This is a genomic window from Roseibaca sp. Y0-43, from assembly GCF_020667835.1.
Classification (GTDB): domain Bacteria; phylum Pseudomonadota; class Alphaproteobacteria; order Rhodobacterales; family Rhodobacteraceae; genus Roseinatronobacter.
Genome location: NZ_JAFMPR010000010.1, coordinates 69,207 through 95,060, shown reverse-complemented (window position 1 = coordinate 95,060; position 25,854 = coordinate 69,207). Strand labels below are relative to the sequence as shown.

Genomic DNA, 25,854 nt, shown 5'->3' with positions numbered 1-25,854 from the left:
TGTCTTTTAGATCCTCGGGCGTCGCACGGGCTTGGGCATGGCCCCGCGACAAGAATGGAGGCGACACATGATCCATAAAAACTGGCAAGAGCTTATCAAGCCGGCACAGCTAGACGTGAAACCGGGCGCTGACAGCGCACGCAAGGCGACCATCATCGCCGAACCGCTGGAACGCGGCTTCGGTCTGACGCTGGGCAACGCGCTGCGTCGCGTGCTGATGGCGTCGCTGCAAGGGGCGGCGATCACCTCTGTGCAGATCGACAACGTCCTGCATGAATTCTCTTCGGTGCCCGGTGTGCGCGAAGACGTGACCGACATCGTTCTGAACCTGAAAAGCGTCGCCCTGCGCATGGATGTCGAAGGGCCGAAGCGCGTGTCGATTTCCGCCCAAGGTCCGGGCGTTGTAACGGCGGGCGACATCGAGACGACGGCAGGGATCGAGATCCTGAACAAAGACCTCGTCATCTGCCATATCGACGATGGCGCGTCGGTTTACATGGAACTGACGGTCAACACTGGCAAAGGCTATGTCAGCGCCGACAAGAACCGCCCGGAAGATGCGCCCATCGGCCTGATCCCGATTGACGCGATTTTCTCGCCGGTGAAGCGCGTCAGCTACGATGTGCAGCCGACCCGCGAAGGTCAGGTTCTGGACTATGACAAGCTGACGATGAAGGTTGAAACCGACGGCTCCGTCCGCCCGGAAGACGCCATCGCCTATGCGGCCCGTATCCTGCAAGACCAGCTGCAAATCTTCGTCAATTTCGACGAGCCTGAATCGGCTGGCTCGAAGGATGATGATGACGGTCTGGAGTTCAACCCGCTTCTGCTGAAGAAGGTGGACGAGCTGGAACTGTCCGTGCGTTCGGCGAACTGCCTGAAGAACGACAACATCGTCTATATCGGCGATCTGATCCAGAAGACCGAAGCAGAAATGCTGCGCACCCCGAACTTTGGCCGCAAATCCTTGAACGAAATCAAGGAAGTGCTGTCGGGTATGGGCCTGCATCTTGGCATGGATGTCGAGGAATGGCCGCCTGAGAACATTGATGAGCTGGCGAAGCGATTCGAAGACCAGTTCTGATTTCTGCGGAACGGGCGCACCGAGCGCCCGTTCCAGACTACCGGGCACATGCCCCAAGGAGAGCCGTGGTCACGCAGCCATGGCCGGACAAAGCAAAACACGACGTTGAAGGAGATTTTACATGCGTCATGCTCGTGGCTACCGCCGCCTGAACCGCACCGCCGAACACCGCAAGGCGTTGTTCGCCAACATGGCCGGTTCGCTTATTGAACACGAACAGATCAAGACCACCCTGCCCAAGGCCAAGGAACTGCGCCCGATCGTCGAGAAGCTGATTACGCTCGGCAAGCGCGGCGATCTGCACGCACGCCGTCAGGCGGCCGCGCAGCTGAAGCAGGACAAGGACGTCAAGAAACTGTTCGACATCCTCGGCCCGCGCTACAAGGACCGTCAGGGTGGCTATGTCCGCATTCTGAAAGCCGGCTTCCGCTATGGTGACATGGCCCCGATGGCGATCATCGAATTTGTCGAGCGCGACGTCTCTGCCAAGGGTGCGGCAGATATCGCCCGCGAAGAGGCCGCTGCGGCTGCCGAAGACTAAGGTTTTGTCCGTTCGGACAAACAGGCCCGTATGCACCGCGCATACGGGCCTTTTGCTTTTCCGGGCCAGCCCCCATATCTGGATCAAAGCACAGCGAGAGGTGACAGACATGTATCGTATCGTGCCGCTTTGTTTGGCGCTGGTCATATCGCTTTGTCCGCCAGTTCTGGCGCAGACGGTTCCGCAATCCATGGCGCAGGTGCAGCTGAGTTACGCGCCAGTCGTCAAGCAGGCCGCGCCCGCCGTGGTCAATATCTACGCCCAGCGTGTTGTCGCCGAACGCCGCAGCCCTTTTGCCGATGACCCGTTCTTCGGCGATCTGTTCCGCAATTTCGGACAGGTCACACCGCGTGTGCAGAACTCCTTGGGCTCGGGCGTCATCGTCAGCCCAGATGGGCTGGTCGTGTCGAATTACCATGTCGTCGGGGAAGCGACGGAAATTCGTGTTGTGCTGAATGACCGGCGCGAATTCGCTGCCGATGTAGTGCTGACCGATGAGGATAGCGATCTGGCCGTTTTGCAATTGCAGGGCGCGCGTGATCTGCCCGCCTTGCCCTTGGCCGATTCCGACCGCGTTGAAGTGGGCGACCTGATCCTTGCTATCGGAAACCCCTTCGGCGTGGGGCAAACGGTGTCGAGTGGCATTGTTTCTGGCCTTGCGCGTTCTGGCATCGCTGTCGGCTCTGGCCGGGGCTATTTCCTGCAAACGGACGCGCCCATCAATCCCGGCAATTCGGGCGGCGCGCTGGTGAACATGGCGGGCGAATTGGTTGGTGTGAACACCGCTATCATCACCCGTTCGGGCGGGTCGAACGGGATCGGCTTTGCCATCCCCGCCAATCTGGTGGCGCAGGTCGTGGCGCAGGCCCGCGAGGGACGCGAGCGGTTCCAGCGGCCTTGGGCCGGCGTGACCGCGCAGGCGGTCGATGCGGCGCTGGCCGAAGCGTTTGACCAGACCATCCCCGCCGGTGTCGTGCTTCTGGACCTGCACCCCGACAGCCCCTTGGCGCAAGCCGGGCTTCAGCGGGGCGATGTCATCCTGTCCGTCGATGGGGGCGAGGTGAATTCCGCCCCGGAAATGATGTTCCGGCTGGCGGCCAAGGGCATTGGCGGACAATCCGTGCTGCAAACACGCCGCGGGTCAGAGGCGCGGGCGGTCACGATCGAGCTGATCGCACCGCCCGAGCAGCCCGCGCGAGAGACGCGTCAGATCGCGGGGCGCAGCGCGTTGACGGGGCTAGAGGTGATGCGCATCAACCCCGCTGTTATCTCCGAATTCGGCCTTGCGCCCGATGCAGAGGGCATTCTTGTCACCCAAGCCCGCGATCTTGCGGGGCGCGTGGGCCTGCGGCCCGGCGATGTGTTGTTGGCGATCAATGGCACGCGCGTGGGCAGCACGGATGATGTGCTGCGCCTGTCGCAAGAGCAAACGCGCACATGGGTCATCGACCTGATCCGCGAAGGCCGTCAAGTCGCGCTGCGGTTTCGGCTGTAACGGCAGGTCGGGCCGCGCTAGATTGCCCCATGGCTGACCTCTTCGATACCGCGCCCTCTGACGGCCCGAAACCCGGCCCGCGTCCCTTGGCGGACCGGCTGCGTCCGCGTGCATTGTCAGAGGTGATCGGGCAGCAAAAAGCGCTCGGCCCCGATGGCCCCTTGGGCGCGATGTTGGCCAGCGGCCAATTGGCCAGCCTTGTGCTTTGGGGCCCGCCCGGCGTCGGCAAGACAACTATCGCGCGGCTATTGGCGGATCACACGCAGCAGGAATTCGTCCAGATCAGCGCGATTTTTTCGGGCGTGCCGGAATTGCGCAAGGTGTTCGACGCGGCCAAGCTGCGCCGCCAGACCGGGCGCGGCACCATGCTGTTCGTCGATGAGATTCACCGCTTCAACCGCGCGCAACAGGACAGTTTCCTGCCGCATATGGAAGATGGCACCATCACGCTGGTGGGGGCCACGACCGAAAACCCGTCCTTCGAGTTGAACGCCGCCGTCCTGTCGCGCGCGCAGGTGATCGTGCTGGAGCGGCTGACGCTGGCCGACTTGGAATTGCTTGCACAACGCGCCGAGAAGGAGTTGGGCCGCGCCTTGCCGCTTGATGGCCCGGCGCGCGAGGCGCTTCTGGAAATGGCCGATGGCGATGGGCGCGCGGGGCTGAACCTGATCGAACAGGTCATGGGCTGGCAGGTCACGGGCAAGCTGGATCGCAAGGCGCTGTCGCAGCGATTGATGCGGCGCGCGGCGCAATACGACAAATCGGGCGATGCGCATTACAACCTGATCTCGGCCTTGCACAAATCGGTGCGCGGGTCGGACCCGGATGCAGCGCTGTACTGGCTGGCGCGGATGATCGAGGGCGGCGAAGACCCGCGCTACCTGGCGCGCCGCATGGTCCGCATGGCGGTCGAAGATATTGGCCTTGCCGACCCGCAAGCGCAGGCCGTTTGTCTGGATGCGTGGAATACCTATGAACGCCTTGGCAGCCCAGAGGGCGATCTGGCGCTGGCGCAGGCGGTGATCTACCTTGCCCTCGCCCCCAAGTCGAACGCCGGCTATGTTGCGTGGAAGGGCGCGTTGAAACTGGCCAAGAAAACCGGGTCTGAACCGCCGCCCAAGCACATCCTGAACGCCCCCACGGGCCTGATGAAAGAGCAGGGCTACGGCGAGGGTTACGCCTATGACCATGATGCCGAGCACGGGTTCTCGGGGCAGAACTACTTCCCCGATGGTGTGACGCGTCCGGTGCTCTATCAGCCGCCGGAACGCGGGTTCGAGCGGGATTTGGGCAAACGGCTGGCGTGGTTCGCGAAGCTGCGCGCAAAGCGTCAGGGCGGCTGAGCGGGCGTTGACATTCGGGCGCGGCTGCGCGCAAGAGACAGACGATTTTCAGGGGATTGCCATGAGCAGGGTAGAGACACGGCAGGTCGGGCCAGACGATGGCGGGCAGCGGCTGGACCGTTGGCTGAAACGTCAGTTTCCGCAGATCACGCAAGGGCTGATCGAGAAGGCCTGCCGCAAGGGCGAAATCCGCGTCGATGGCGGGCGGGTCAAGGCCAATGCCCGCGTGGAAGCGGGTCAATCCGTGCGCGTGCCGCCTTTGCCCGATGCGCCTGCCGCGCCACCCGTTATCAAAACCGGCCCGTCAGATGCCGATGCAGAGATGATCCGCTCTTGCGTCATCTTCCGCGACCAGCATGTGATCGCGCTGAACAAGCCGCCGGGCCTGCCCAGCCAAGGCGGTAGCGGGCAGGGCAAGCGCCATGTCGACGGGTTGGCCGATGCGCTGATGTTCGATTACAAGGAACGCCCGATGCTGGTGCACCGGCTGGACAAGGACACGTCTGGTGTGCTGCTTCTGGCGCGCACCCCGCGTGTGGCGCGGCGCTTGTCCGAAAGCTTTCGCCACCGCAACACGCGCAAGATTTACTGGGCCTTGGTCGCGGGTGTGCCGCAACCCTTGAAGGGCACCGTGCGCTATGGATTGTTGAAAACCGGCGGGCGCGGGGCCGAGAAGATGCGCTGTATTCATCCGAACGAGGTCGAAAGCACCGAGGGTGCAAAGCGCGCCATGACCGATTTCGTCGTCATTGAACGGCTGGGCAGCCGGGCGGCGTGGATGGGCCTATCCCCCATCACGGGCCGCACCCACCAGTTGCGCGCGCATATGGCCGAGATGGGCCATCCGATCATTGGCGACGGTAAATATGGCGGCTCTGCGCAGGAAAATCTTGGCGACGGCTGGGGCGCGGGCATTGGCGGCGAGGTCAGCCGCAAGCTGCATCTGCACGCGCGATCGCTTGTGCTGGAGCACCCCGTCACGGGTGCTGCGCTGAGTGTGACCGCGCCCTTGCCCGAACACATGGCCAAAAGCTGGGCCTTGTTTGGCTGGCGCGAGGCCGACGCGCCCGCCGACCCGTTCGAGGACGAATGATGAAGCTTGTGGTCTTTGACGTGGATGGCACCTTGGTCGACAGCCAAGCGCATATTCTGCACGCGATGGAACAGGCTTTTGCCGCTTTGGGCCGCCCCATGCCGTCGCGTGCGGAATGCCTGAGCGTGGTGGGCCTGTCCCTGCCGCAAGCCATGGCGCGGCTTGCGCCGGGGATTGGCGATGCCGAACTTGCGCGGATTGTTGCATCCTACAAGGATGGCTTTGCCACGGCACGGGCCGAGAGCCTGTCGCCGCTTTACCCCGGTGCCGCGCAGGTTCTGGAACGGCTCGCCGGCCGGGATGATGTCGCGCTGGGCCTTGCCACGGGCAAATCGCGGCGCGGTCTGGACCATATCATCGCGGCGCATGGGTGGCAGGGTCTGTTCCAGACCGTTCATTGTGCCGATGACCACCCGTCAAAGCCCGACCCATCCATGTTGCAGGCCTGTCTGGCCGATACCGGTGTCGTGGCCAGCAATGCGGTCATGGTGGGCGATACAGAGTTCGACATGGACATGGCGCGCGCCGCTGGTCTGCATGGTCTGGGCGTGGCATGGGGCTACCATCCCGCAACGCGGCTTGGCCCGCGCGTGATTGACGACTTCGCACAGTTGGAGGGTGCATTGCAGATGATCTGGCAAGAGGCAGCAGCATGAGCGGTTGGGCCAAGAAACGGTTCTGGAAAGAGGTTACGATTGCCCAGGTCGAAGGGGGCGTGACCGTTCACCTTGATGGGCGCGGGATCAAGACACCGGCAAAATCCGCGCTGATCGTGCCGACAAGCGCTTTTGCCGAAATCATTGCCGAGGAATGGCGCGCGCAAGCCAAGACGATCGATCCCGCCACCATGCCCGCCACCCGTGCCGCGAATGCCGCCATCGACAAGGTCCGCGGGCAGATGGCAGAGGTGGCCGGGCTGATTACCGATTACGGCGACAGCGACCTTGTGTGCTACCGGGCAGAGGCCCCGCAAACCCTGACGGACCTGGAAGCGGCAGCGTGGGATCCTGTTCTGGACTGGGCGGCGCATCGCTACGGGGTGCGGCCGGTCCCACGCGTGGGTGTGGTGCACGCGCCCCAGCCTGCCGAGCTGCTGGACAACCTGCGCGCCGATGTCGCGCGCCTGACCGCGTTTGAGTTGACCTGTTTCCATGATCTTGTTGCCATGTCCGGCTCGCTTCTGATCGCGCTGGCGGTGATTGACGGCTTCAATACGCCAGAGGCGCTCTGGACAACCTCGCGCGTGGATGAGGATTGGCAAATCTCGCAATGGGGCACGGATGAAGAGGCCGAGGCCTTGGCCGAGGGCCGCCGTCGCGCCTTTATGGATGCCGCGCGCTTTTATTTCGCGCTTCAGCCGAACGCGTGACGGCGTGCCGCCGCGCTTGTGCCACGCGCCAGCTTTGGCATAGTTGGGGCCATGACCCAGCCTTCGCCCAGTTTGCGCATTCGGATCGTCTTTGGCGATGACGCCATGCTTGGCCCCGGCAAGGCCGATTTGCTGGAACGTATCCGCGAAACCGGGTCCATTGCCGCCGCCGGGCGCAGCATGTCCATGAGCTACAAGCGCGCCTGGATGCTGGTGGAGGAGATGAACGCGGCGTTTCAAGCGCCTTTGGTCGCATCGTCGCGCGGCGGTGCCAAGGGCGGCGGGGCCTATCTGACCGAAACGGGACTGGCCGTGCTGACCCAATACCGCGCCTTGGAGCAGGCGGTCGCGGACGCTGGCGCGGACCAGATCGCGGCCTTGCAGGCCATGCTGTCCGATATGTCCCATGAAAAATAACGCTTGATCGCTCGGCGCGTGGCTGCGATATGTTTTCCTGAACATATCCAATGACAGGTCCACCCCCATGTTTCCGTCCAGAACCCTCTGCGCCGCTTTTGCCATGTCGGTCTTCGCAGGTGGCGCACAGGCCGAAGAGGTGACGGTCTTTGCCGCCGCCAGCATGGCCAATGCGATGGCCGACATCGAAACCGGGTTCGAGGCGGCCTCGGGGCATGATCTGATCGTGTCGCTTGCTGGCTCGTCGCAACTTGCCCGCCAGATCCAGCAAGGCGCGCCTGCCGACATCTTCATCTCTGCCAATACCGACTGGATGGATGTGCTGGAGCGTGACGGGCTGCTTGAGCCTGACACCCGCACCGACCTTCTGGGCAACACTCTGGTTCTGGTCGCTCATGGGCCCGATCTGGCCCCGGTTCAGATCGGGCCAGAGCTGGACCTGGCTGGCCTGCTGGGGCAGGGGCGCTTGGCCATGGCGCTGGTCGATGCCGTGCCTGCGGGCATATATGGCAAGGCGGCACTCGAAAACCTTGGGCTGTGGTCCAGTGTGCAGGCACAAGTGGCCCAAGCCGACAACGTGCGCGCGGCGCTTGCCTTTGTCTCGATTGGCGAAGCCCCTTTGGGCATTGTCTATGCCACCGATGCCGCTGCCGCGCCTGATGTCAGCATCATCGGCACTTTCCCCGCAGGCTCTCATCCGCCCATCATCTACCCGGTTGCCGATCTGGCCAATCGCGACACGCTTGCCGAAGCCGCCTTCATGGAGTACCTGCGCGGCCCTGACGCGCGCGCCGCGTTCGAGCGTCAGGGATTCGTGGTCTTGGCGGAATAGCACATGCAGGATTGGCTTGGCCCGGCGGAATGGCAGGCGGTGGCGCTGTCGCTGCGCGTGTCCTTCTGGGCCACGCTCGCCAGCTTGCCGCTGGGTATTCTGGTGGCCTATGCGCTGGCGCGCTGGCGTTTTCCGGGCAAGCAAGTGCTGAACGGGCTGGTGCATCTACCGCTGATCCTGCCGCCGGTGGTCACGGGCTATGTGCTGTTGCTGACCTTTGGCACCCAAGGCCCGCTGGGCCGGATTCTGGCCGATTGGGGCGTGGTGCTGGCTTTCCGCTGGACCGGCGCGGCCGTGGCGGCGGCCGTCATGGCATTTCCGCTGATGGTGCGCGCGATCCGCCTGTCCATAGAGGCGGTGGATCCAAAGCTTGAACAAGCCAGCGCCACGCTCGGCGCATCGCCCTTGTGGGTGTTCCTGACGGTCACGCTGCCCATGGCGCTGCCCGGCATCATCGCGGGCACCATCCTGGCCTTTGCCAAGGCGATGGGTGAATTCGGGGCGACGATCACCTTTGTCTCGAACATTCCCGGCCAGACGCGGACCATTCCTTCGGCCATTTATGCCTTCTTGCAGGTGCCCGGCGGCGAAGCATCCGCCATGCGGCTGGTCATCGTGTCGGTCGTGGTGGCGATGGCGGCGCTGTTGCTGTCGGAACTGATCGGGCGTCGCGTGGCCGCGCGTGTGGGGGGCACCTGATGCTGGAAGTGTCGCTGACCCATGATTTCGGCGGCTTCAAGCTGGATGCCGCCTTCAAGGCACCGCCGGGGGTGACAGTGCTGTTCGGGCGGTCCGGGTCGGGCAAGACGACCATCGTGAACGCGGTCGCGGGTCTGCTGATGCCGCAGCACGGGCGCATCGCGTCGGGCGACTGGGTGTTGCTGGACACGGACCGCAACATCCGCCTGCGCCCGCATAAACGCCGCCTTGGGTATGTGTTCCAAGAGGGGCGCTTGTTCCCGCATCTGAGCGTGCGCCAGAACCTTGCCTATGGCGCGTGGTTCGCCCCCAAGGATGCACCGCGCGAAAACACGGCCCGCGTGGTCGACATGTTGGGCATCGGCCCGCTTATGGACCGCCGCCCCGCCGCGCTCTCTGGCGGCGAAAAGCAGCGTGTGGCCATCGGGCGCGCGCTGTTGTCCGCGCCGAAGCTGATCTTGGCGGATGAACCGCTCGCCGCGCTGGATGATGCGCGCAAGGCGGAAATCCTGCCCTATTTCGAGCGGTTGCGCGATGAAGTGTCGGTGCCGATCCTGTATGTCAGTCATTCCGCGTCGGAAGTAGCACGGCTGGCGACGACCGTGGTCGCCTTGGACAACGGCCGGGTCATGGCCCAAGGTCCGGCGGCCGATGTGCTTGGCAACCCTCAACTGCGCCCCGGCGGCGCGCGCGATGTGGGTGCGGTCCTGACCGCGCGCATCCTGCGCCATCACGACGACGGGCTGACAGAGCTAGAGGCAGGCGGCCTGCCCCTGTTCCTGCCACATGTCACCGCAAGCCCCGGCACGGGGCTACGCATCCGCATTGCCGCGCATGACGTGATCCTGTCGCGCGACCGGCCCCAAGGCTTGTCGGCGCTGAACATCCTGCCCGGCACGATTGCCGAGATGCGCGCGGGCGACGGGCCGGGCGCGATTGTGGCGCTGGATACGGCTGCGGGCCGGGTGCTTGCGCGGGTGACGCGGCGCTCTGCCAATGCCATGGGTTTAGCCCCCGGCGTGCAGGTCCATGCCGTTATCAAGACGGTCGCGGTTGCGGCCACCGACATTGGCGCGGTGGGATAGCCTGTCGCGTCAGCAGGTCAGCCGCGCGGCGCGTACCACGACGTCATCCAGCCCTTCGCCACCGGCTTCGACATAGTCGCAAAGCTGCGCGCGCATACTTGGATCCCAGTAATCCTTGATATGCTCGGCCACGCAGGCGGGCGCGTCTGCCTTGGGCTGGGTCTTGAAGAAAGTAGCAATCTGGTTCGCCATGCGGACCATTTTCTCAGGCGACATCGGACCCCTCGTCTGCAATGCGCTGCGGGTGGGAATAGAGGTCAAACGCCCCGCCACGGGCAAAGGCCGCCAGCGTCATGCCCGCATTTTCGGCCAAGCGTAGCGCGTGGGCCGTGGGCGCAGAGACGGCGATCAGCGTGGTCACACCCGCGACAGCGCATTTCTGCACCAGTTCGACCGACAGGCGGCTGGTCATCACGATCGCGCCCGCGCTTGCGTCGATCCCCTGTCGCGCCATCGCGCCGATCAGTTTATCCAGCGCGTTGTGGCGTCCCACATCTTCGCGCACGAGAACGATGCCTTGGCCCGGCAGCAGAAAGCCTGCTGCGTGCGTGGCATGAGTCTGGTCATGCAAGGGTTGCTGGTCGCGCAGCATGTCGGTGGCGCGCGCGACCTCGGAGCGGTTAAAGCGCGGGCCATCGCCCACTTGCGGCAACGCGCGGGCGGCAGCGTCCAAGCTGTCGATCCCGCACAGCCCGCAGCCCACAGGCCCGGCCATGAAGCGGCGGCGCCTGGCCAGCGCCTCGGCCCGGTCCTCGCGCAGCCAGAAGCGTGCTTCCAGCCCGTTCGGGTGTTCGGCCAACTCGAACCCGTCCAACTGGTCGGGCGCGGTGACAATGCCTTCGGACAAGGCAAAGCCCGTGGCGAAATCCTGCATATCGGCGGGCGTGGCCATCATAACCGCCGCGCTCGACCCGTCGAACACCATCGCCACGGCCACCTCTTCGGGCAGGGTGCGATGCACCGCGACGGCCCGCTCGGGTTGGACCGACAGGCCGGGGTGGCTGCTATGCGCGCGCCGGATCATCATTCCGCCGCCGGCAGGATGCGCCGCGCCTGAACGGCTTGCGCGGCATAATCTTCCTGCCAATCCGTCGGCCCGTTCGAGGGGCTGACCTGCACCGCCGTCACCTTGTATTCGGGGCAGTTCGTCGCCCAATCCGAATGGTCGGTGGTGATCACATTGGCCTGCGTGTCGGGGTGGTGGAAGGTGGTGTAGACCACGCCGGGGCTGACACGGTCGGTCAGCTTGGCGCGCAGCGTCGTCTCGCCCGAGCGCGAGGCAAGCTTCACCCAATCGCCATCCTTCAGCCCGCGGTTTTCGGCGTCATGCGGGTGGATTTCCAGCAAATCGGCCTCGTGCCAAATCACGTTCTCTGTCCGCCGCGTTTGTGCGCCGACGTTATATTGTGACAGGATGCGCCCGGTCGTCAGCAGCAGCGGATAGCGTGGGCCCGTCTTTTCGTCGGTGGCGACATATTCGGTCACGATGAACCGCCCCTTGCCGCGCACGAAGCCGTCGACATGCATCAGTGGTGTGCCGTCCGGGTGCGCTTCGTTGCAGGGCCACTGAACGGAACCCTTCTCCTCCAGAACCGAATAGCTGACACCCCCAAAAGAGGGCGTGGTCAGCGCGATCTCATCCATGATCTGGCTGGGGTGCATGTAGGACCAGTTCGCCCCCATCGCATTGGCCAGCATCTGCGTGATCTCCCAATCGGCGTAGCCATTGCGCGGGGCCATGACCTTGCGCACACGGTTGATGCGGCGTTCGGCATTGGTGAAAGTGCCGTCCTTTTCCAGAAAGCTTGAGCCGGGCAGGAACACATGCGCGTAATTCGCGGTCTCGTTCAGGAACAGGTCATGCACGATGACACAGTCCATCGCGGCAAGCCCGGCGGCGACATGCTTGGTGTCGGGGTCGGATTGCAGGATGTCCTCGCCTTGGCAGTAGAGCCCCTTGAAGGTGCCATCCACCGCCGCATCCAGCATGTTCGGGATGCGCAGGCCGGGTTCCGGGTCAAGCGTGACGCCCCAGACGCGTTCGAACATCTCGCGCACATCGGCATGTTTGACGTGGCGGTAGCCCGGCAATTCATGCGGGAAGGACCCCATGTCGCACGACCCTTGCACGTTGTTCTGCCCGCGCAACGGGTTCACACCCACGCCGGGGCGACCGATATTGCCGGTCAGCATGGCAAGGTTCGCAATCGCCATCACGGTGGTAGAGCCTTGGGAGTGCTCGGTCACGCCAAGCCCGTAATAGATCGCGCCATTGCCGCCGGTGGCAAACAGGCGTGCGGCGGCGCGCAATTCGGCGCTGGGCACGCCTGTCAGCATCTCGACCGCCTCTGGGCTGTGGCGCGGGTCGCTGACGAAGGCGGTAAAATCTTGGAACGCCTCCCAGTCGCAGCGCTCGCGGATGAAGGCTTCGTCCATCAGCCCCTCGGTCACGATCACATGCGCCAAGGCCGTGACAACGGCCACGTTGGTGCCAGGGCGCAGGGGCAGGTGGTGGGCTGCCTTGATATGCGGCGATTTCACGAGGTCAATGCGGCGTGGGTCGATAACGATCAGCTTCGCGCCCGCGCGCAGGCGTTTCTTCAGGCGGCTGGCAAAGACCGGGTGCCCATCGGTCGGGTTCGCACCGATGACGATGACGACATCCGTGTGCTCGACACTGTCGAAATCCTGCGTGCCCGCGCTTGTGCCAAAGGTCTGGCCCAAGCCATAGCCGGTGGGCGAATGGCATACCCGCGCGCAGGTGTCGGTGTTGTTGTTGCCGAACACCGCGCGGGCCAGCTTTTGCACAAGGTAAGTCTCTTCATTGGTGCAACGCGACGACGTAATCACCCCGATGGATTTCTGCCCGTAGCGCTCCTGAATGCCGCGCAGCTTCTTGGCGGCGAAGCCCAGTGCTTCGTCCCAAGACACTTCGCGCCACGGGTCGGAAACCCGGTCGCGGATCATCGGGTTCAGGATGCGGTCCTTGTGGCTGGCATAGCCATAGGCGAAACGGCCTTTCACGCAGCTATGGCCCCGGTTTGCCTTGCCGTGCTTATAGGGCACCATGCGCACAAGCTGGTCGCCCTGCAACTCGGCCTTGAAAGAACAGCCCACGCCGCAATAGGCGCAGGTCGTCACGACAGACCGGTCGGGCGTGCCCATCTCGATCACCGATTTCTCTTGCAGCGTAGCGGTCGGGCAGGCCTGAATGCAGGCCCCGCAAGACACGCAGTCGGACGCCAGCGCATTGTCGGTCTTCGCGCCAAAGGACACGCGGCTGTCAAAGCCGCGCCCTTCGATGGTCAGCGCAAAGCTGCCCTGCACCTCCTCGCAAGCGCGTACGCAGCGATTGCAGACAATGCACTTGGCAGGGTCATAGCTGAAATAGGGGTTGCTGTCGTCCTTGGGCCGCCATTCGGGGTTGGCCTCGCCCGATGTATTGCGGGGCGCGAAATGCGTGGCCATGCCGCCTTCGGGTGCGGTATAGCGCACATCGCGCAGGCCGACCGCGCCCGCCATATCCTGCAATTCGCAATCGCCATTGGCCGAACAGGTCAGGCAATCCAGCGGGTGGTCGCTGATATACAGCTCCATCACGCCGCGGCGGATCTTGCGCACAGTATCGGATTGCGTGCGCACCACCATGCCGGGGGCGACGGGCGTGGTGCATGATGCGGGCGTGCCGCGACGGCCCTCGATCTCGACCACGCACAGACGGCACGACCCAAACGCTTCCAGACTGTCGGTCGCGCACAGCTTCGGCACCGCGATGCCAGCCTCTGCCGCCGCGCGCATCACGCTCGTGCCCTCGGGCACCGTGACCTCGAACCCGTCAATCGTCAGCGTGACCGGCGCGCCTTGCTTGGCAGGCGTGCCCATGTCGCGGTCGTCTTTCCAGTCTGCCGGAGGGATGATGAAGTCCTTCATTCAGCGGCCTCCGTCGCGCGGGCGAAATCGTCTGGAAAATGCGTCAGCGCCGACATGACCGGGAAGGGCGTGAAGCCCCCAAGCGCGCAGAGAGAGCCGTCCTTCATCGTCGCGCACAGGTCCGTCAGCAACGGAATGGCGGCGGGGTCGCCTTGCGCGATGCGGTCGATGGTCTCGACCCCGCGCACGGCACCTATGCGGCAAGGCGTGCATTTGCCGCAGGATTCCACCGCGCAGAACTCCATCGCGAAGCGCGCCATGCCCAGCATGTCGGTGCGGTCGTCAAAGACAACCAGCCCGGCATGGCCCAGCAAGCCGCCTTCGGAATCCAGCTCCTCGTAGCCCAGTTGCGCGTCGAATTTCGACGGCGGCAGATAGGCGCCCAACGGCCCGCCCACCTGAACGGCCTTGACCGGGCGGCCCGTTGCCGTGCCGCCGCCAAGGTCGTTCACAACCTCGGCCAAGGAAATGCCGAAGGCGGTTTCAAACAACCCGCCGCGCGCGACATTCCCGGCAATCTGCAAGGTGACGGTCCCGCGCGACCGGCCCAGCCCGAAATCGGCATAGAACTGCGCGCCGCTCTCGAAGATGACCGGCACGGTCGCAAGCGAAATGACGTTATTCACCACGGTCGGACGACCAAGGAAGCCTTCCAGCGCGGGCAGGGGGGGCTTCGCGCGCACAACGCCGCGTTTTCCTTCGAGTGAGTTCAGAAGCGAAGTTTCCTCGCCGCAGACATAGGCACCCGCGCCGACGCGTATTTCCATGTCGAACGCGCGGCCAGAGCCCAACACATCCGGCCCCAAGACGCCCGCCTTGCGTGCCAGTTCCACCGCTTGGCGCATGACCGCGATGGCATCCGGGTATTCCGAGCGAAGGTAAACATAGCCGCGCGTCGCGCCCACGCCCAAACCCGCGATGGCCATGCCTTCGATCAGGGTGAAGGGGTCGCCTTCCATCAGCATACGGTCGGCGAAGGTGCCGCTGTCGCCCTCATCGGCGTTGCAGACGATGTATTTCTGCGGCGCTTCCGCGTCATGCACGGTCTGCCACTTAATGCCCGTAGGGAAGCCCGCGCCGCCGCGACCGCGCAGGCCGGATGCTTTCACCTCGTCCACGATCTGCTGGCCGGTCATGTCTAGCGCGCGGCGCAGGCCAGAAAGCCCGCCATGAGCCGTGTAATCTGCCAGCGACAGCGGGTCGATCACGCCCACGCGCGCGAAGGTCAGCCGGGTCTGGCGCTTCATCCAGTCCAGATCGTCGACCGGGCCAAGTGCCTTGGCGCTGGTGCCGTCCAGAATACCGGCCACGTCACCCGGTTCCGCCGGGCCAAACCCGTGGCGGATGCCGTCAATCTCTACCTCGACCAGCGGTTCCAGCCAGATCATGCCACGCGTGCCGGTGCGGATGATCTGCGCATCCGGTGCGGCCTTGCACAAAGTGGTCACAACCTCTTCCGCGCCAAGCGCCTTGGCGGCGCTGTCCATGGGGACGAAAATCTTCATGCGCCCACCTCGGCCAGAAGCTTGTCTAGCTTGGCGGCGTCAACGCGCCCGACGACGCGGTCATCCACCATCGCGGCAGGCGCGCAGGCGCAAAGCCCAAGGCAATAGACCGGTTCTATAGTGACCGCGCCGTTGCGGGTGGTGCCGTGCCAATCCAGCCCCAGCTTGGCCAAGACACTCTCCGCCAAAGCCGCGCCGCCCATGGCCTGACAGGCCTCGGCGCGGCAAATCTTGAGCACATGCCGCCCTGCGGGCGCGTCGCGGAAATCATGGTAAAAGCTGATGACGCCATGCAGTTCTGCCTTGCTGATATTCAGCGCCTCGCAGATCGGGACATGGGCGGCAGCGGGAACGTGGCCGAACGTATCCTGCAAGGCATGAAGCAGCGGCAGAAGCGGCCCTTCAAGCGTACGATGCGCGTCTATGATCCGTTGGATCTGCGACTGGTCTGCGGCGCTGGCGTCGGTCATGGCGGGCCTTTCGGTTGCCATGTAACCTGAGACAGAATGCCATAGCTAAATCAATATCAGTTTTGTTATTGGTGATAGGCGAAGGCTATCAAGCCCCCATGAATGCATCCGCAGCAGCCGAACATTTGCTGCCGCGCCTGATTGCGTGCCTGTCATAAAAAGAGGGGAATGGCGCACCCGAAAGGATTCGAACCTCTGACCCCTTGATTCGTAGTCAAGTGCTCTATCCAGCTGAGCTACGGGTGCGTTGGCGGGTAGTTACCCCCCCGGCACGGGGTTTGCAAGGGGGGGCGCGCGGGGTTTTTGCGGGTTTTTGTCAAAAACCTGTCACGCGGTTTCGGGCAGCCATATCCGGAATTCGGTTCCCTCGGAATCAGAGCGCACCAGTTCCAGCGCACCGCCGTGACCGCGCACAAGCTCTGCGGCGATGGCCAGACCAAGGCCGACACCGCCCTTGCGTGCCCCGCCCTGAAAGGCCTCGAACAGATGCTCGCGGGCCTTGGGCGGCAGGCCCGGCCCGCTGTCGCCAATGCGGATGGCGACCCCGGCTTGACCATCGACCACGGCTTCGGCGGCCGTTATTTCGATCACGCCGGGGTTGCGCGCGGCTTCCAGCGCCTGCCGCGCGTTGCGCACCAGGTTGCCAAGCACGCGGAACAATTGCTCGCCATCGGCGCGCAAGTGCAGGCCGGGGCTGACATCGGTCACGAAGGTGATGTCGCCGCTGCTGGCCAGTCGCTCGCTATCGACCACATCCTCAACCAAGGGGGCAAGGCGCAGCCGTTCCAGCCGGGGCGGGGGCTCTTCGGCCTTGCCAAAGGCGAGGGTCGATTCGCAGAGGTTGATCGCCCGCGACAGTGACCCCACCAGCTTGGGGGCCGCGCGTTTCACGCTGGGGTCTTCGCTCATCTCGATCCGGTCGGCCAGCATGGACGCGGTGGTCAACATGTTGCGCAGATCGTGGCTGATGCGCGCGACCGACCCGCCAAGCTGCGCCAGCCGGTCCTTTTGGCGCAGCAGCCCCGTCAGGTCTTTCTGCATCTTTTGCAGGGCTTCCTCGGCCTCGCGCAATTCCGCGATGTTGGATTTTGGCGTGATGATCCGCGTCGCGTCTTGCGGCGCTTCGGCATAGTCGGACATGGACCGGATCACGCGGCTCATGGGGGCGACCACGAACAGACGGACGGACAGATACAGAAGCAGCGCGGTGAACAGCGAGATCGCCAACGACAGCACAAGGATGCGCGCGCCGAATTCCCAAAGCTCTTGTTGCAATTGTGACGTGTCCAGCGTGATTTCGATCAGCAACCCGCCACGCTGCACGGGGTTGCCGATGACACGAATGATGCGCGGTTCTGCGCGGGCCATTTCCTGAAGCGCGTCACGCGTCAGCCCCAGAAGCGAGGCGTCGCGCAGGTCAAAGCTGGCATCCACCGGGCCGGGCAGGGGCGACGCGAGGACAAGTTCACGCACTTCGTCGCGGCGCAGCACCACGTTGAACACGCCCGCATTGTCCAGCAGCTCCGCCGCCAGATCGCCCGCAATGGACCCGTCAGAGGCCAGCAGCGCGAGCGAGGCGATCTGTGCCCGCTCCAGCCGCGCTTCCAGGTAGTCCGCCCGATACCGCGCGACCGAGGGGCCGAAGATCAGCACCTCGGCCAGCATCACGAAGATGACGACCAGCCACAAAAACCGCCCTGAAAGACTGTTCGAAAACATATCTGCCCATGTTGTGCATGGGGCAGATCAGGGCAGCCATTTCTGCACCAACCGCACCACGCGCTTTACATTAGGATTATCAAACAGTTTGCCAGAGAAATAGACCCCCGCGCCGCGTTTGCCGATTTCCGCCAATGTCGGGTAGGGCAGCACCGTGTTGGCTATGGCTGACAGCTTCAGATTGTTGGCAAGCGCCAGTGCATAAGGCGCGATCAATTCGCCCGCCTGACGGCCGACAATCGTGCAGCCCACGGGCCGCCCACCGGCCACCATCAGCTTCAGAAAGCCCGTGGTGGCCCCTTCGGCCTGCGCGCGGTCGATCTGGTCGTAACCCACCTTGTGGACCGACAGCCGCGCGCCGTATGTCTTGCGCGCCTCGGCCTCTGACAGGCCGACATGGGCCAGTTCCGGGTCCGTATAGGTGACATGGGGAATATGGTCGGCCCGTGCCTTCGCGGGCAGGCCGAACAGCATGGCGCGGATGATGACACCGGCATGATACCCCGCCAGATGCGTAAACTGCCCTTTGCCCGCGACATCGCCAATGGCATAGACCCGCTTGTTGCTGCTGCGCAGATCGGCCCCGACCTTGACCCCGCCGCGGTCGTGTTTGATGCCCGCGCGGTGCAGGTCCAGCTTGTCGATATTCGGTTTGCGCCCGACCGCCACCAGCAGATGCGTGCCGGTGAAAATGGTGCCGCCTTTGACCTGCACTTCCAGCGCGCCCGCGCGGCCCGAGAGTTTCTCGACCTGCGCGCCCTCGATGATGTCGATCCCTTCGGCGCGCAGGCTGTCCAGCACGATAGCAGCGGCCTCGGGGTCGTCGCGGCCCATGGCTTTCGCGCCCTCGATTACCGTCACTTCGGCCCCAAGGCGGCGATGCGCCAGCGCCATTTCCAAGCCGATTGGCCCACCGCCGATAATCAGCAAATGGCCGGGGCAGGCTTTTTGATCGAACACGGTTTCGTTGGTCATGTAGGGCACGCTGTCGATGCCGTCGATCGGGGGCACAAAAGCGCTCGACCCGGTCGCGATGACGAAGCGGCGGGCCTTGACGGTCGTGCCGTTCACCTCGACCGCGTCGGGGCTGGTGAAGCGGCCATAGCCTTGGATGACCTGCACGCCCAACCCTTCGAACCGTTCCACCGAATCATGCGGTTCGATGGCGGCGATGGTGGCTTTCACATGGGCCATGGCATTGGTGAAATCGGCGGCGGTGGGCTTCGTACCGCGCGCCTTCGCCTCTCGTGCCTTGGCCAGCAGCGCCTTGGAGGGCACGCAGCCGTAATTCAGGCAGTCGCCGCCCATCTTGTGGCCTTCGATCAGCACGACACGCGCGCCCATCTGCACCGCGCCCGCTGCCACCGACAACCCGCCAGAGCCGCCGCCGATAACACAGATATCCGTTGTGATCGTGGTCATGCTTTCGGCTCCTTGCGGATGGATTTCACCAGGGTCGGCAGGAAGGACAGCGCCGCCAGGCCCAGCAGCGGGCCAAGGATATGCGGTTCGAATATAATGCCAAGGTTCGGGGTTTCCCCGCGGGCGAATACTTCGCCCAAGCCCACGCCAACCCATGTGTAGACGATCCCGCCGGGGATGATGCCGAAGAACGTGGTCAGGGCAAAGACCGACGTGCGCACCCCGATCAGCGCGGGGATGATGTTGGCGACGAAGAAGGGCAGCACCGGCACCAGCCGCATGGAAAACAGCACCGATGCGCCATTGTCGCGAATCGCTTGGGTCATACGTTTCACGCGCCCGTCGCTGGCGTCGATCTTGGCCGCCAGCCCCTTGCCCAGACCCGTGCGCACGGCCAGAAAGATCAGAACCGCGCCGATGGTCGCGCCCAGCACGTTGAACAGCGCCCCCGGAAACAGTCCGAACAGAAAGCCGCCGGTCAGCGTGGCGGGCGTGGCACCGGGCAGCGAGAAGGCCACGATCGCGATATAGGCCGTGACAAAGGCAAGTGCCGTCAGCAGGTAGTTTTCATCGCGGAAGGCCAGAAGCGCCTCGCGATTTTCGCGCAGGGCTTCGAAGCTCAGATAGTCGCGCAGGGCAAAAGCGCCGATGGCGGCGATAACGATCACGGCAATCAGCGGCAGCCTTGCGCGCCAAGTAGATGTTTGCTTGGGGTCTGTCACGGGTGCTTGTCCTTCGTGCTTGGCGGTTTCAGGCTGCACTTCGTTCTGAATGCCCCATGCGTTGCCAATGTGACAGCCCTATCACGCCGGCTTGACCATGCGTGACAAAATCGGGCCGAATGTTTCAATTCCGCACCGATTGCGCCGTTTGGTCCGGGTTTTCGAATTGACTTGGCGGCGCGGCCCCTGTAACTCGCCCATCTGAGATTAAGGGCCGCCGATTCCGGCAGGGATTTTGCGTGCCATACCGACCGTAATATGACTTACAAGGACGCCAAGCGATGAAACGCACTTTCCAGCCCAGCAATCTGGTTCGCAAGCACCGTCACGGGTTCCGCGCGCGCATGGCCACCAAGGCTGGCCGCAAGATCATCAATGCGCGCCGCCGCATGGGCCGCAAGAAGCTGACGGCCTAAGCCGTCCGGCCCGGTTCGGGCCGCGCCATGGGTGACAGCATGAATGTGCCGGGTCCAGACAGGGAAAGGGGCAGCGCCTCGGCCCTGACTGGCCCGGCTTCGTCATGCGTGAGTGTTGAAACGCTGAAAATGCGGGCCGATTTCCTGCGCGCGGCCAAGGCCAGGCGCGCGCCATGCCCGGCGTTTTTGCTGCAAGCCCGCCATCGGGATGACTCGGCGCTGATCCGCGTGGGCTACACTTGTTCCAAGAAAATCGGCAACGCGGTCACGCGCAACCGCGCCAAGCGCCGCTTGCGCGCGATGGCGCGCGAGGTGATGGCGCAACATGGGCGCCCCGGCTGGGACTATGTGCTGGTGGGCCGCCCCGGCGCGACGGTCAGCCACGGTTTCGCCGAGATGGTCGCCGACCTGACGCGGGCGCTGGGGAAGCTGCATGGGGGGCGCGCATGACCCCCTTGGCGTGGATCGTGTCGCTTCCCATCCGCTTTTACCGGGTGGTGTTCAGCCCATGGGTCGGCCATGGCTGCCGCTTTCAGCCCACCTGCTCGGCCTACGCGATGGAAGCGCTGGAACGTCACGGCGCGCTCAAGGGCACATGGCTGACCATCCGCCGCCTTGGCCGCTGCCAGCCCTTGGGCAGTTCCGGCTATGACCCGGTTCCGGGCGCGGACCCCGCGCATGATGCCTGCAAGCACGGAAAGGACTGACATGTTCGACGATACCGACCTGCCGCCGCTCTTGCAAAACGCGCCCGACAGCACCGAATTCCGCAAGCTGCGCAAACGCATCATCCGCGAAACCCGCGCGGCAATCGACCAATACGGCATGATAGAGCCGGGCGCGCGTTGGCTGGTGTGCCTGTCGGGCGGCAAGGACAGCTACACGCTGCTGGCGGCATTGGTGGAACTGCAATGGCGGGGGCTTTTGCCGGTAGAGCTGTTGGCCTGCAACCTGGATCAGGGCCAGCCGGGCTTTCCCGCGACCGTTCTGCCAGAGTTCCTGACGCGGATGCAGGTGCCCCACCGCATTGAATACCAGGACACCTATTCCATCGTGATGGACAAGGTGCCGGCGGGCCGCACCTATTGCGCGCTGTGCTCGCGGCTGCGGCGCGGGAACCTCTATCGCATCGCCCGAGAGGAAGGGTGCTCGGCGGTCGTGCTGGGTCATCACCGCGACGACCTGCTCGAGACGTTCTTCATGAACCTGTTCCATGGCGGGCGCGTGGCGACCATGCCGCCCAAGCTGGTGAACGAAGAAGGCGACCTGTTCGTCTACCGCCCGCTTGCCTTCGTGGCCGAAGATGATTGCGACCGCTTTGCCCGTGCCATGAACTACCCGATCATCCCCTGCGATCTGTGCGGGTCGCAGGACGGCTTGCAGCGGATGCAGGTCAAGGCGCTGCTGAACGAATGGGAAAAGCGCACGCCCGGACGCCGCAACAAGATGTTCCGCGCGCTGCTGAACGTGCGCCCCTCGCATATGCCCGACCCCGAGCTGTTCGATTTCCTTGGCCTTGCCCGTGGCAGCGCGGGCCATGATGACCCGCACTAAGCGGGATGTGACGCCGCATTTCCGGGAAAACCGCTTGACCTTTGCGCGCCCCTTCTGTTGAACCGGGCGCGACAGCCGCAACCACAGGAACGCCCTTCCATGGACGATCAGAATCGCAATCTACTGCTAGCATTCGCGCTTTCGCTGCTGGTTCTTGTAGGCTGGATGTACATGTTCCCGCCGCCAGAGCCGGTTGCCCCAACCGAGCAAGAGGCCGCCGAGCTGAGCCTGCCGCCTGCCGAGGGCGCGCAGACCATGGCAGAGGCCGATGCCCCCGTGGCCGAGGAACTGCCGCGCGTGACCATCGACACGCCCCGCCTGCGCGGGTCGATCAACATGCTGGGCGGCCGGATCGACGATCTGTCGCTGAAAGACTATTTCGAGACGACCGATCCCGGTTCGGACATCGTGCATCTGCTGACCCCCGAAGGCCAGACAGACGCATTCTATGCCCTGCAAGGCTGGCGTCCGGGCCGCGATATGTCCTGGGATGACGTGCCGGGTGCCAATACGCCATGGCAGGTGGTTGAAGGCGACACTCTTGCCCCCGGTCAGGATGTGACCATCGCTTGGGACAATGGCGCGGGCCTGCGCTTCGTGCGCAGCTTCGCGGTGGATGAAAACTACATGTTCACCATCACCCAGGCGGTCGAGAATACCGGCACGGGCACCGCGCGCCTTGCGCCCTACAGCCTCTTGTCGCGGCATGGCGAACCTGCCGATCTGGAAAATTTCTTCATCAGCCACGAAGGCTTTATCGAGGTCGCTGATGGCACCTTGACCGAAGAAGACTACGGCAATGTGCGCGATTTCCGCGTTGACGAACGTGAAGGCACCCATGCCCGTGTGGTCGAGGTGCAGGAAAACGGCTGGCTTGGCATTGCCGACAAGTACTGGATGTCCATGATCGTGCCGGTGCCGGGCGAAAGCTTTACGGCCGTGTCGCGCTATGTGCCTGCGCGCGATGTGTATCAGACCCGCGCCGACATGCCGACCGTCACCGTCGGGCCGGGCGAGCGCGCCGAAGCGCAGACCATGCTCTTCGCGGGTGCCAAGGAATGGACCACGCTGCGCACCTATGAGCGCGAGCTGGGCATCGAGCGCTTCGTTGACGCGATCGACTGGGGCTGGTTCTTCTTCCTGACGAAACCCATCTTCGCCACGCTCTATTTCATCGAAGGCGTGCTGGGCAACATGGGCTGGTCGATCATCGCGCTGACCCTGCTTATCAAGGCGGTTCTGCTGCCGCTGGCGTGGAAATCCTATGTCAGCATGGCGCGGATGAAGGAACTTCAGCCCGAGATGATGGCGCTGAAGGAACGCGCGGGCGACGACCGCCAGAAGCTTCAGATGGAAATGATGAAGCTTTACAAGGAGAAGAAGGTCAATCCGGCGGCGGGCTGTTTGCCGATCCTGCTGCAAATCCCGATCTTCTTCTCGCTGTATAAGGTGATCTTCGTCACCATCGACCTGCGCCACGCCGAATGGTTCGGGGTGTTCAACGACCTGTCGGCCCCTGACCCCACGTCCTTGTTCAACCTCTTCGGCTTGCTGCCTTGGGCCGCGCCTGCGCCCGACAGCTTCCTGTCGCTGATCTTCATCGGGATCCTGCCGATCTTCCTCGGCATTTCGATGTTCTTCCAGATGCGCCTGAACCCCGCGCCGACAGAGCCGATCCAGCAAGCCGTGATGACCTGGATGCCGTGGATCTTCATGTTCATGCTGGGCTGGTTCGCGTCGGGTCTGGTCCTGTACTGGATCGCGAACAACACGATCACCTTCATCCAGCAATACTCGATCATGACCATGCACGGGTCGCGGCCCGACCTGCTGGGCAATATCGGCGTGAAGAAAAAGAAGAAGTCCTAGCGCCATGGGGTGGCGGCTGGCGCATATCTTCCGCCATCCCATCAAGGCGCATGGGCGGGAACGGCTGGACGCGGTCGATCTGACCGAAGGCCGCTGCCTGCCCCTGGACCGGCATTGGGCGGTTGCGCATGATGCGGCCATGCTGATGCCGGGCTGGAACCCTTGCATGAATTTCACGCGCGGGGCCAAGACGTCGGCCCTGCAAGCGATCAATGCGGCTTGGGATGGCGCGCTGCTGACGCTGACCCATCCCGATCTGGCCCCGCTGACCTTCGACCCCGACACGCCGGAGGGCGAGGCGGCGTTTCTTGCATGGGTCCGGCCCTTGCATGATGACAGCCGCGCCGGGCCTGCGAAACTGGTCAAGGCCGGGCGGGGCATGACCGATACCGATTTCGAATCGGTCTCGATTCTGAACCTTGCGTCCAACGAAGCGCTTGGCGCGCAAATCGGGGCTGATCTGGGGCTGGACCGCTGGCGCGCGAACCTGTGGCTGGACGGGATGGAGGCGTGGGCCGAGCGCAACCTGATCGGGCGCGAGTTGCGCATAGGCGACGCGCGGCTGCGCGTGGTCGAACCGATTGGCCGTTGCCGCGCGACCATGGTCGATTGCGCGACGGGGCAGATCGACCATGACACTCTCAAAGCCTTGCGCATAGCGGGCGGCGACACGAATTTCGGTGTCTATGCCACGGTCATTCAATCCGGCCCGATCCGCGCGGGCGACGTGGTGGAGTTGGTGGCATGAGCGCGCTTCCCTTTCCCTTGGCCCCAGAGGCGGATGAGCTGAGCATCGAAGCCGGCCGCAAGCTGATGACCGGGCAGGTGGAGTTTCTGAAAGGCGTGGTCGCCATGGATGGGCTGCCACCCGCCGACCGAATGGAGGTTTGTTTTGCAGGCCGCTCCAACGTGGGCAAATCCAGCCTCATCAACGCGCTGACCGGGCGCAAGGCGCTGGCGCGCACGTCGAACACACCGGGGCGCACCCAAGAGATCAACTATTTCACAGCGGGGGACAGCCATTACCTTGTGGACCTGCCGGGCTACGGTTTCGCCAAGGCACCCATTCCCGTGGTCGAGAAATGGCAGCGCCTGCTCAAGGCTTATCTGTCGGGCCGCGCCACGCTGCGCCGTGCTTTCCTGCTGATCGACATGCGCCACGGCGTGAAAGAGGTGGATGCCGAGATCATGCGGATGCTCGACACCTCTGCCGTGACCTTTCAGGTGGTGCTGACCAAGGCCGACAAGATCGGTGCGGCAGCCCGCGAAAAGACGCTGGCTCAGGTGCGCGAGAAGCTGGCCAAGCACCCCGCCGCCTACCCGGAACTTGTTGTCACCTCGTCCGAGACCGGCGACGGCATTGCCAATTTACGCGCGATTATCGCTGGTTTGACCTGATGAAGAAGCAAAAGCCTATGACCCAAGACTGGTTCGCCACCGCCCGCACCCTGTCTGAAGCGTTGCCCTATCTGCAACGCTACGCAGGTGCGATTGTCGTCATCAAATTCGGCGGCCACGCCATGGGCGATGCCGAGGAGATGGCCAGCTTTGCCCGCGACATCGTGCTGATGCGCCAAGTGGGTGTGAACCCGGTCATCGTGCATGGCGGCGGCCCGATGATTAACGAGATGTTGGCCAAGCTGAACATCCAGTCCGATTTCGTGCGCGGCAAGCGCGTGACCGATGCCGCGACCATGGAAGTGGTCGAGATGGTGCTTTCGGGGTCGGTGAACAAACGCATCGTGCAAGCCATTCAGGACGAGGGAGGGCGTGCCGTGGGCCTGTCGGGCAAGGATGGCGGCATGGTCACATGCGAGGCGGATGACCCTGAACTGGGCCTTGTCGGCCGCCCGGTCGAGGTGAACGCGGAGCTGTTGCAACATCTGTTCAAAGGCGGCTTCATCCCCGTGATCGCGCCGCTGGGCATGGGCCGCGAGGGCGAGACCTATAACATAAATGGCGATACCGCCGCCGGCGCGATTGCCGCCGCGCTGAAAGCGGATCGCCTGCTTTTGCTGACCGATACGGCTGGCGTGAAGGATGAAAACGGCGACGTGGTGACGCAATTGTCGCCCGCCCATGTGCATGATCTGATCGACAGGGGCGTGATCGCGGGCGGCATGATCCCGAAAACCGAAACCGCGCTGGCCGCGATAGAGGGCGGCGTGCGGGCCGTGGTCATTCTGGACGGGCGCGCGCCCAATGCCTGCTTGCTGGAATTGTTCACCGATCACGGCGCGGGCAGCATCATCCGCGACAGCGATCCGCGCATCCAGCCCAAGGGCTGAC

27 protein-coding genes and 1 tRNA gene are annotated in these 25,854 nt (G+C 64.0%); 19 read left to right on the top strand and 9 right to left on the bottom strand.

The window, feature by feature from the left end; translation table 11 throughout:
- Positions 1-67: 67 nt before the first annotated feature.
- From J1C52_RS12695 to modC, 11 genes are all read left to right on the top strand, one after another.
- Positions 68-1,084, top strand: a complete 1,017-nt coding sequence (locus J1C52_RS12695; RefSeq protein WP_227428326.1) for a DNA-directed RNA polymerase subunit alpha — start codon at positions 68-70, stop codon at positions 1,082-1,084.
- A gap of 121 nt (positions 1,085-1,205) precedes the next feature.
- Positions 1,206-1,625, top strand: coding sequence for a 50S ribosomal protein L17 (rplQ, locus tag J1C52_RS12690; protein WP_227428325.1), 420 nt, complete (start codon positions 1,206-1,208; stop codon positions 1,623-1,625).
- Positions 1,626-1,734: 109 nt separating this feature from the next.
- Complete coding sequence (locus J1C52_RS12685; RefSeq protein WP_227428324.1) at positions 1,735-3,120, top strand: trypsin-like peptidase domain-containing protein; 1,386 nt, start codon at positions 1,735-1,737, stop codon at positions 3,118-3,120.
- A 29-nt stretch (positions 3,121-3,149) separates the two neighbouring features.
- The gene (locus J1C52_RS12680) at positions 3,150-4,463 is read left to right on the top strand and encodes a replication-associated recombination protein A (RefSeq protein WP_227428323.1); all 1,314 of its coding nucleotides are present in this window, start codon (positions 3,150-3,152) and stop codon (positions 4,461-4,463) included.
- 61 nt (positions 4,464-4,524) lie between these two features.
- Positions 4,525-5,556, top strand: coding sequence for an RluA family pseudouridine synthase (locus J1C52_RS12675; protein ID WP_227428322.1), 1,032 nt, complete (start codon positions 4,525-4,527; stop codon positions 5,554-5,556).
- Positions 5,556-6,212, top strand: coding sequence for an HAD-IA family hydrolase (locus J1C52_RS12670; RefSeq protein ID WP_227428321.1), 657 nt, complete (start codon positions 5,556-5,558; stop codon positions 6,210-6,212). The genes J1C52_RS12675 and J1C52_RS12670 overlap by 1 nt, the downstream gene beginning before the upstream one ends.
- Positions 6,209-6,925: an ATP12 family chaperone protein gene (locus J1C52_RS12665; RefSeq protein WP_227428320.1), complete on the top strand. Its 717-nt coding sequence runs from the start codon at positions 6,209-6,211 to the stop codon at positions 6,923-6,925. Before J1C52_RS12670 ends, J1C52_RS12665 begins: the two co-directional genes overlap by 4 nt.
- Positions 6,926-6,976: 51 nt before the next feature.
- Positions 6,977-7,342 (top strand): winged helix-turn-helix domain-containing protein, encoded by a 366-nt coding sequence (locus J1C52_RS12660; protein ID WP_227428319.1) that lies wholly within the window; start codon positions 6,977-6,979, stop codon positions 7,340-7,342.
- A 67-nt stretch (positions 7,343-7,409) separates the two neighbouring features.
- A complete protein-coding gene (gene modA / locus J1C52_RS12655) occupies positions 7,410-8,174 on the top strand; it encodes a molybdate ABC transporter substrate-binding protein (protein ID WP_227428318.1) in 765 nt (254 codons plus the stop codon).
- Between the two features lie 3 nt (positions 8,175-8,177).
- On the top strand, positions 8,178-8,873 hold the full coding sequence (modB, locus tag J1C52_RS12650) for a molybdate ABC transporter permease subunit (protein WP_227428317.1): 696 nt from the start codon (positions 8,178-8,180) through the stop codon (positions 8,871-8,873).
- The gene (modC, locus tag J1C52_RS12645) at positions 8,873-9,958 is read left to right on the top strand and encodes a molybdenum ABC transporter ATP-binding protein (protein ID WP_227428316.1); all 1,086 of its coding nucleotides are present in this window, start codon (positions 8,873-8,875) and stop codon (positions 9,956-9,958) included. Before modB ends, modC begins: the two co-directional genes overlap by 1 nt.
- A gap of 9 nt (positions 9,959-9,967) precedes the next feature.
- Here the strand turns inward: modC and J1C52_RS12640 are convergent, their stop codons facing one another.
- From J1C52_RS12640 to J1C52_RS12600, 9 genes are all read right to left on the bottom strand, one after another.
- The gene (locus tag J1C52_RS12640) at positions 9,968-10,174 is read right to left on the bottom strand and encodes a formate dehydrogenase subunit delta (RefSeq protein ID WP_227428315.1); all 207 of its coding nucleotides are present in this window, start codon (positions 10,172-10,174) and stop codon (positions 9,968-9,970) included.
- Positions 10,164-10,985: a formate dehydrogenase accessory sulfurtransferase FdhD gene (gene fdhD, locus J1C52_RS12635; RefSeq protein WP_227428314.1), complete on the bottom strand. Its 822-nt coding sequence runs from the start codon at positions 10,983-10,985 to the stop codon at positions 10,164-10,166. The genes J1C52_RS12640 and fdhD overlap by 11 nt, the downstream gene beginning before the upstream one ends.
- Positions 10,982-13,888, bottom strand: coding sequence for a formate dehydrogenase subunit alpha (gene fdhF, locus J1C52_RS12630; protein WP_227428313.1), 2,907 nt, complete (start codon positions 13,886-13,888; stop codon positions 10,982-10,984). The genes fdhD and fdhF overlap by 4 nt, the downstream gene beginning before the upstream one ends.
- Entirely contained in the window at positions 13,885-15,393 is a 1,509-nt protein-coding gene (locus J1C52_RS12625; RefSeq protein WP_227428312.1) for an NADH-ubiquinone oxidoreductase-F iron-sulfur binding region domain-containing protein, read from the bottom strand. Before J1C52_RS12625 ends, fdhF begins: the two co-directional genes overlap by 4 nt.
- A complete protein-coding gene (locus J1C52_RS12620) occupies positions 15,390-15,863 on the bottom strand; it encodes a formate dehydrogenase subunit gamma (protein ID WP_227428311.1) in 474 nt (157 codons plus the stop codon). The genes J1C52_RS12625 and J1C52_RS12620 overlap by 4 nt, the downstream gene beginning before the upstream one ends.
- Before the next feature lie 169 nt (positions 15,864-16,032).
- Positions 16,033-16,109, bottom strand: a tRNA-Arg gene (locus J1C52_RS12615).
- 81 nt (positions 16,110-16,190) lie between these two features.
- A complete protein-coding gene (locus J1C52_RS12610) occupies positions 16,191-17,582 on the bottom strand; it encodes a sensor histidine kinase (RefSeq protein WP_227428310.1) in 1,392 nt (463 codons plus the stop codon).
- Between the two features lie 27 nt (positions 17,583-17,609).
- Positions 17,610-19,004, bottom strand: coding sequence for a dihydrolipoyl dehydrogenase family protein (locus J1C52_RS12605; RefSeq protein WP_227428309.1), 1,395 nt, complete (start codon positions 19,002-19,004; stop codon positions 17,610-17,612).
- The gene (locus tag J1C52_RS12600; protein WP_227428308.1) at positions 19,001-19,726 is read right to left on the bottom strand and encodes a TVP38/TMEM64 family protein; all 726 of its coding nucleotides are present in this window, start codon (positions 19,724-19,726) and stop codon (positions 19,001-19,003) included. Before J1C52_RS12600 ends, J1C52_RS12605 begins: the two co-directional genes overlap by 4 nt.
- Before the next feature lie 281 nt (positions 19,727-20,007).
- Between J1C52_RS12600 and rpmH the strand changes: the two genes are divergently transcribed.
- From rpmH to argB, 8 genes are all read left to right on the top strand, one after another.
- Entirely contained in the window at positions 20,008-20,142 is a 135-nt protein-coding gene (gene rpmH, locus J1C52_RS12595; RefSeq protein WP_072244369.1) for a 50S ribosomal protein L34, read from the top strand.
- Between the two features lie 39 nt (positions 20,143-20,181).
- Complete coding sequence (gene rnpA / locus J1C52_RS12590) at positions 20,182-20,592, top strand: ribonuclease P protein component (protein ID WP_227428347.1); 411 nt, start codon at positions 20,182-20,184, stop codon at positions 20,590-20,592.
- Positions 20,589-20,849 carry a membrane protein insertion efficiency factor YidD gene (gene yidD, locus J1C52_RS12585; protein ID WP_227428307.1) on the top strand — a complete coding sequence of 87 codons (261 nt, stop codon included), beginning with the start codon at positions 20,589-20,591 and terminating at the stop codon, positions 20,847-20,849. The genes rnpA and yidD overlap by 4 nt, the downstream gene beginning before the upstream one ends.
- A 1-nt stretch (position 20,850) precedes the next feature.
- Positions 20,851-21,696 carry a tRNA 2-thiocytidine(32) synthetase TtcA gene (gene ttcA / locus J1C52_RS12580; protein ID WP_227428306.1) on the top strand — a complete coding sequence of 282 codons (846 nt, stop codon included), beginning with the start codon at positions 20,851-20,853 and terminating at the stop codon, positions 21,694-21,696.
- A 99-nt stretch (positions 21,697-21,795) separates the two neighbouring features.
- Positions 21,796-23,565 carry a membrane protein insertase YidC gene (gene yidC / locus J1C52_RS12575; RefSeq protein ID WP_227428305.1) on the top strand — a complete coding sequence of 590 codons (1,770 nt, stop codon included), beginning with the start codon at positions 21,796-21,798 and terminating at the stop codon, positions 23,563-23,565.
- A gap of 4 nt (positions 23,566-23,569) precedes the next feature.
- The gene (locus J1C52_RS12570; RefSeq protein ID WP_227428304.1) at positions 23,570-24,313 is read left to right on the top strand and encodes an MOSC domain-containing protein; all 744 of its coding nucleotides are present in this window, start codon (positions 23,570-23,572) and stop codon (positions 24,311-24,313) included.
- Entirely contained in the window at positions 24,310-24,963 is a 654-nt protein-coding gene (gene yihA / locus J1C52_RS12565; protein ID WP_227428303.1) for a ribosome biogenesis GTP-binding protein YihA/YsxC, read from the top strand. Before J1C52_RS12570 ends, yihA begins: the two co-directional genes overlap by 4 nt.
- A complete protein-coding gene (argB, locus tag J1C52_RS12560; protein ID WP_227428302.1) occupies positions 24,963-25,853 on the top strand; it encodes an acetylglutamate kinase in 891 nt (296 codons plus the stop codon). Before yihA ends, argB begins: the two co-directional genes overlap by 1 nt.
- The last annotated feature ends 1 nt before the right edge of the window (position 25,854 follow it).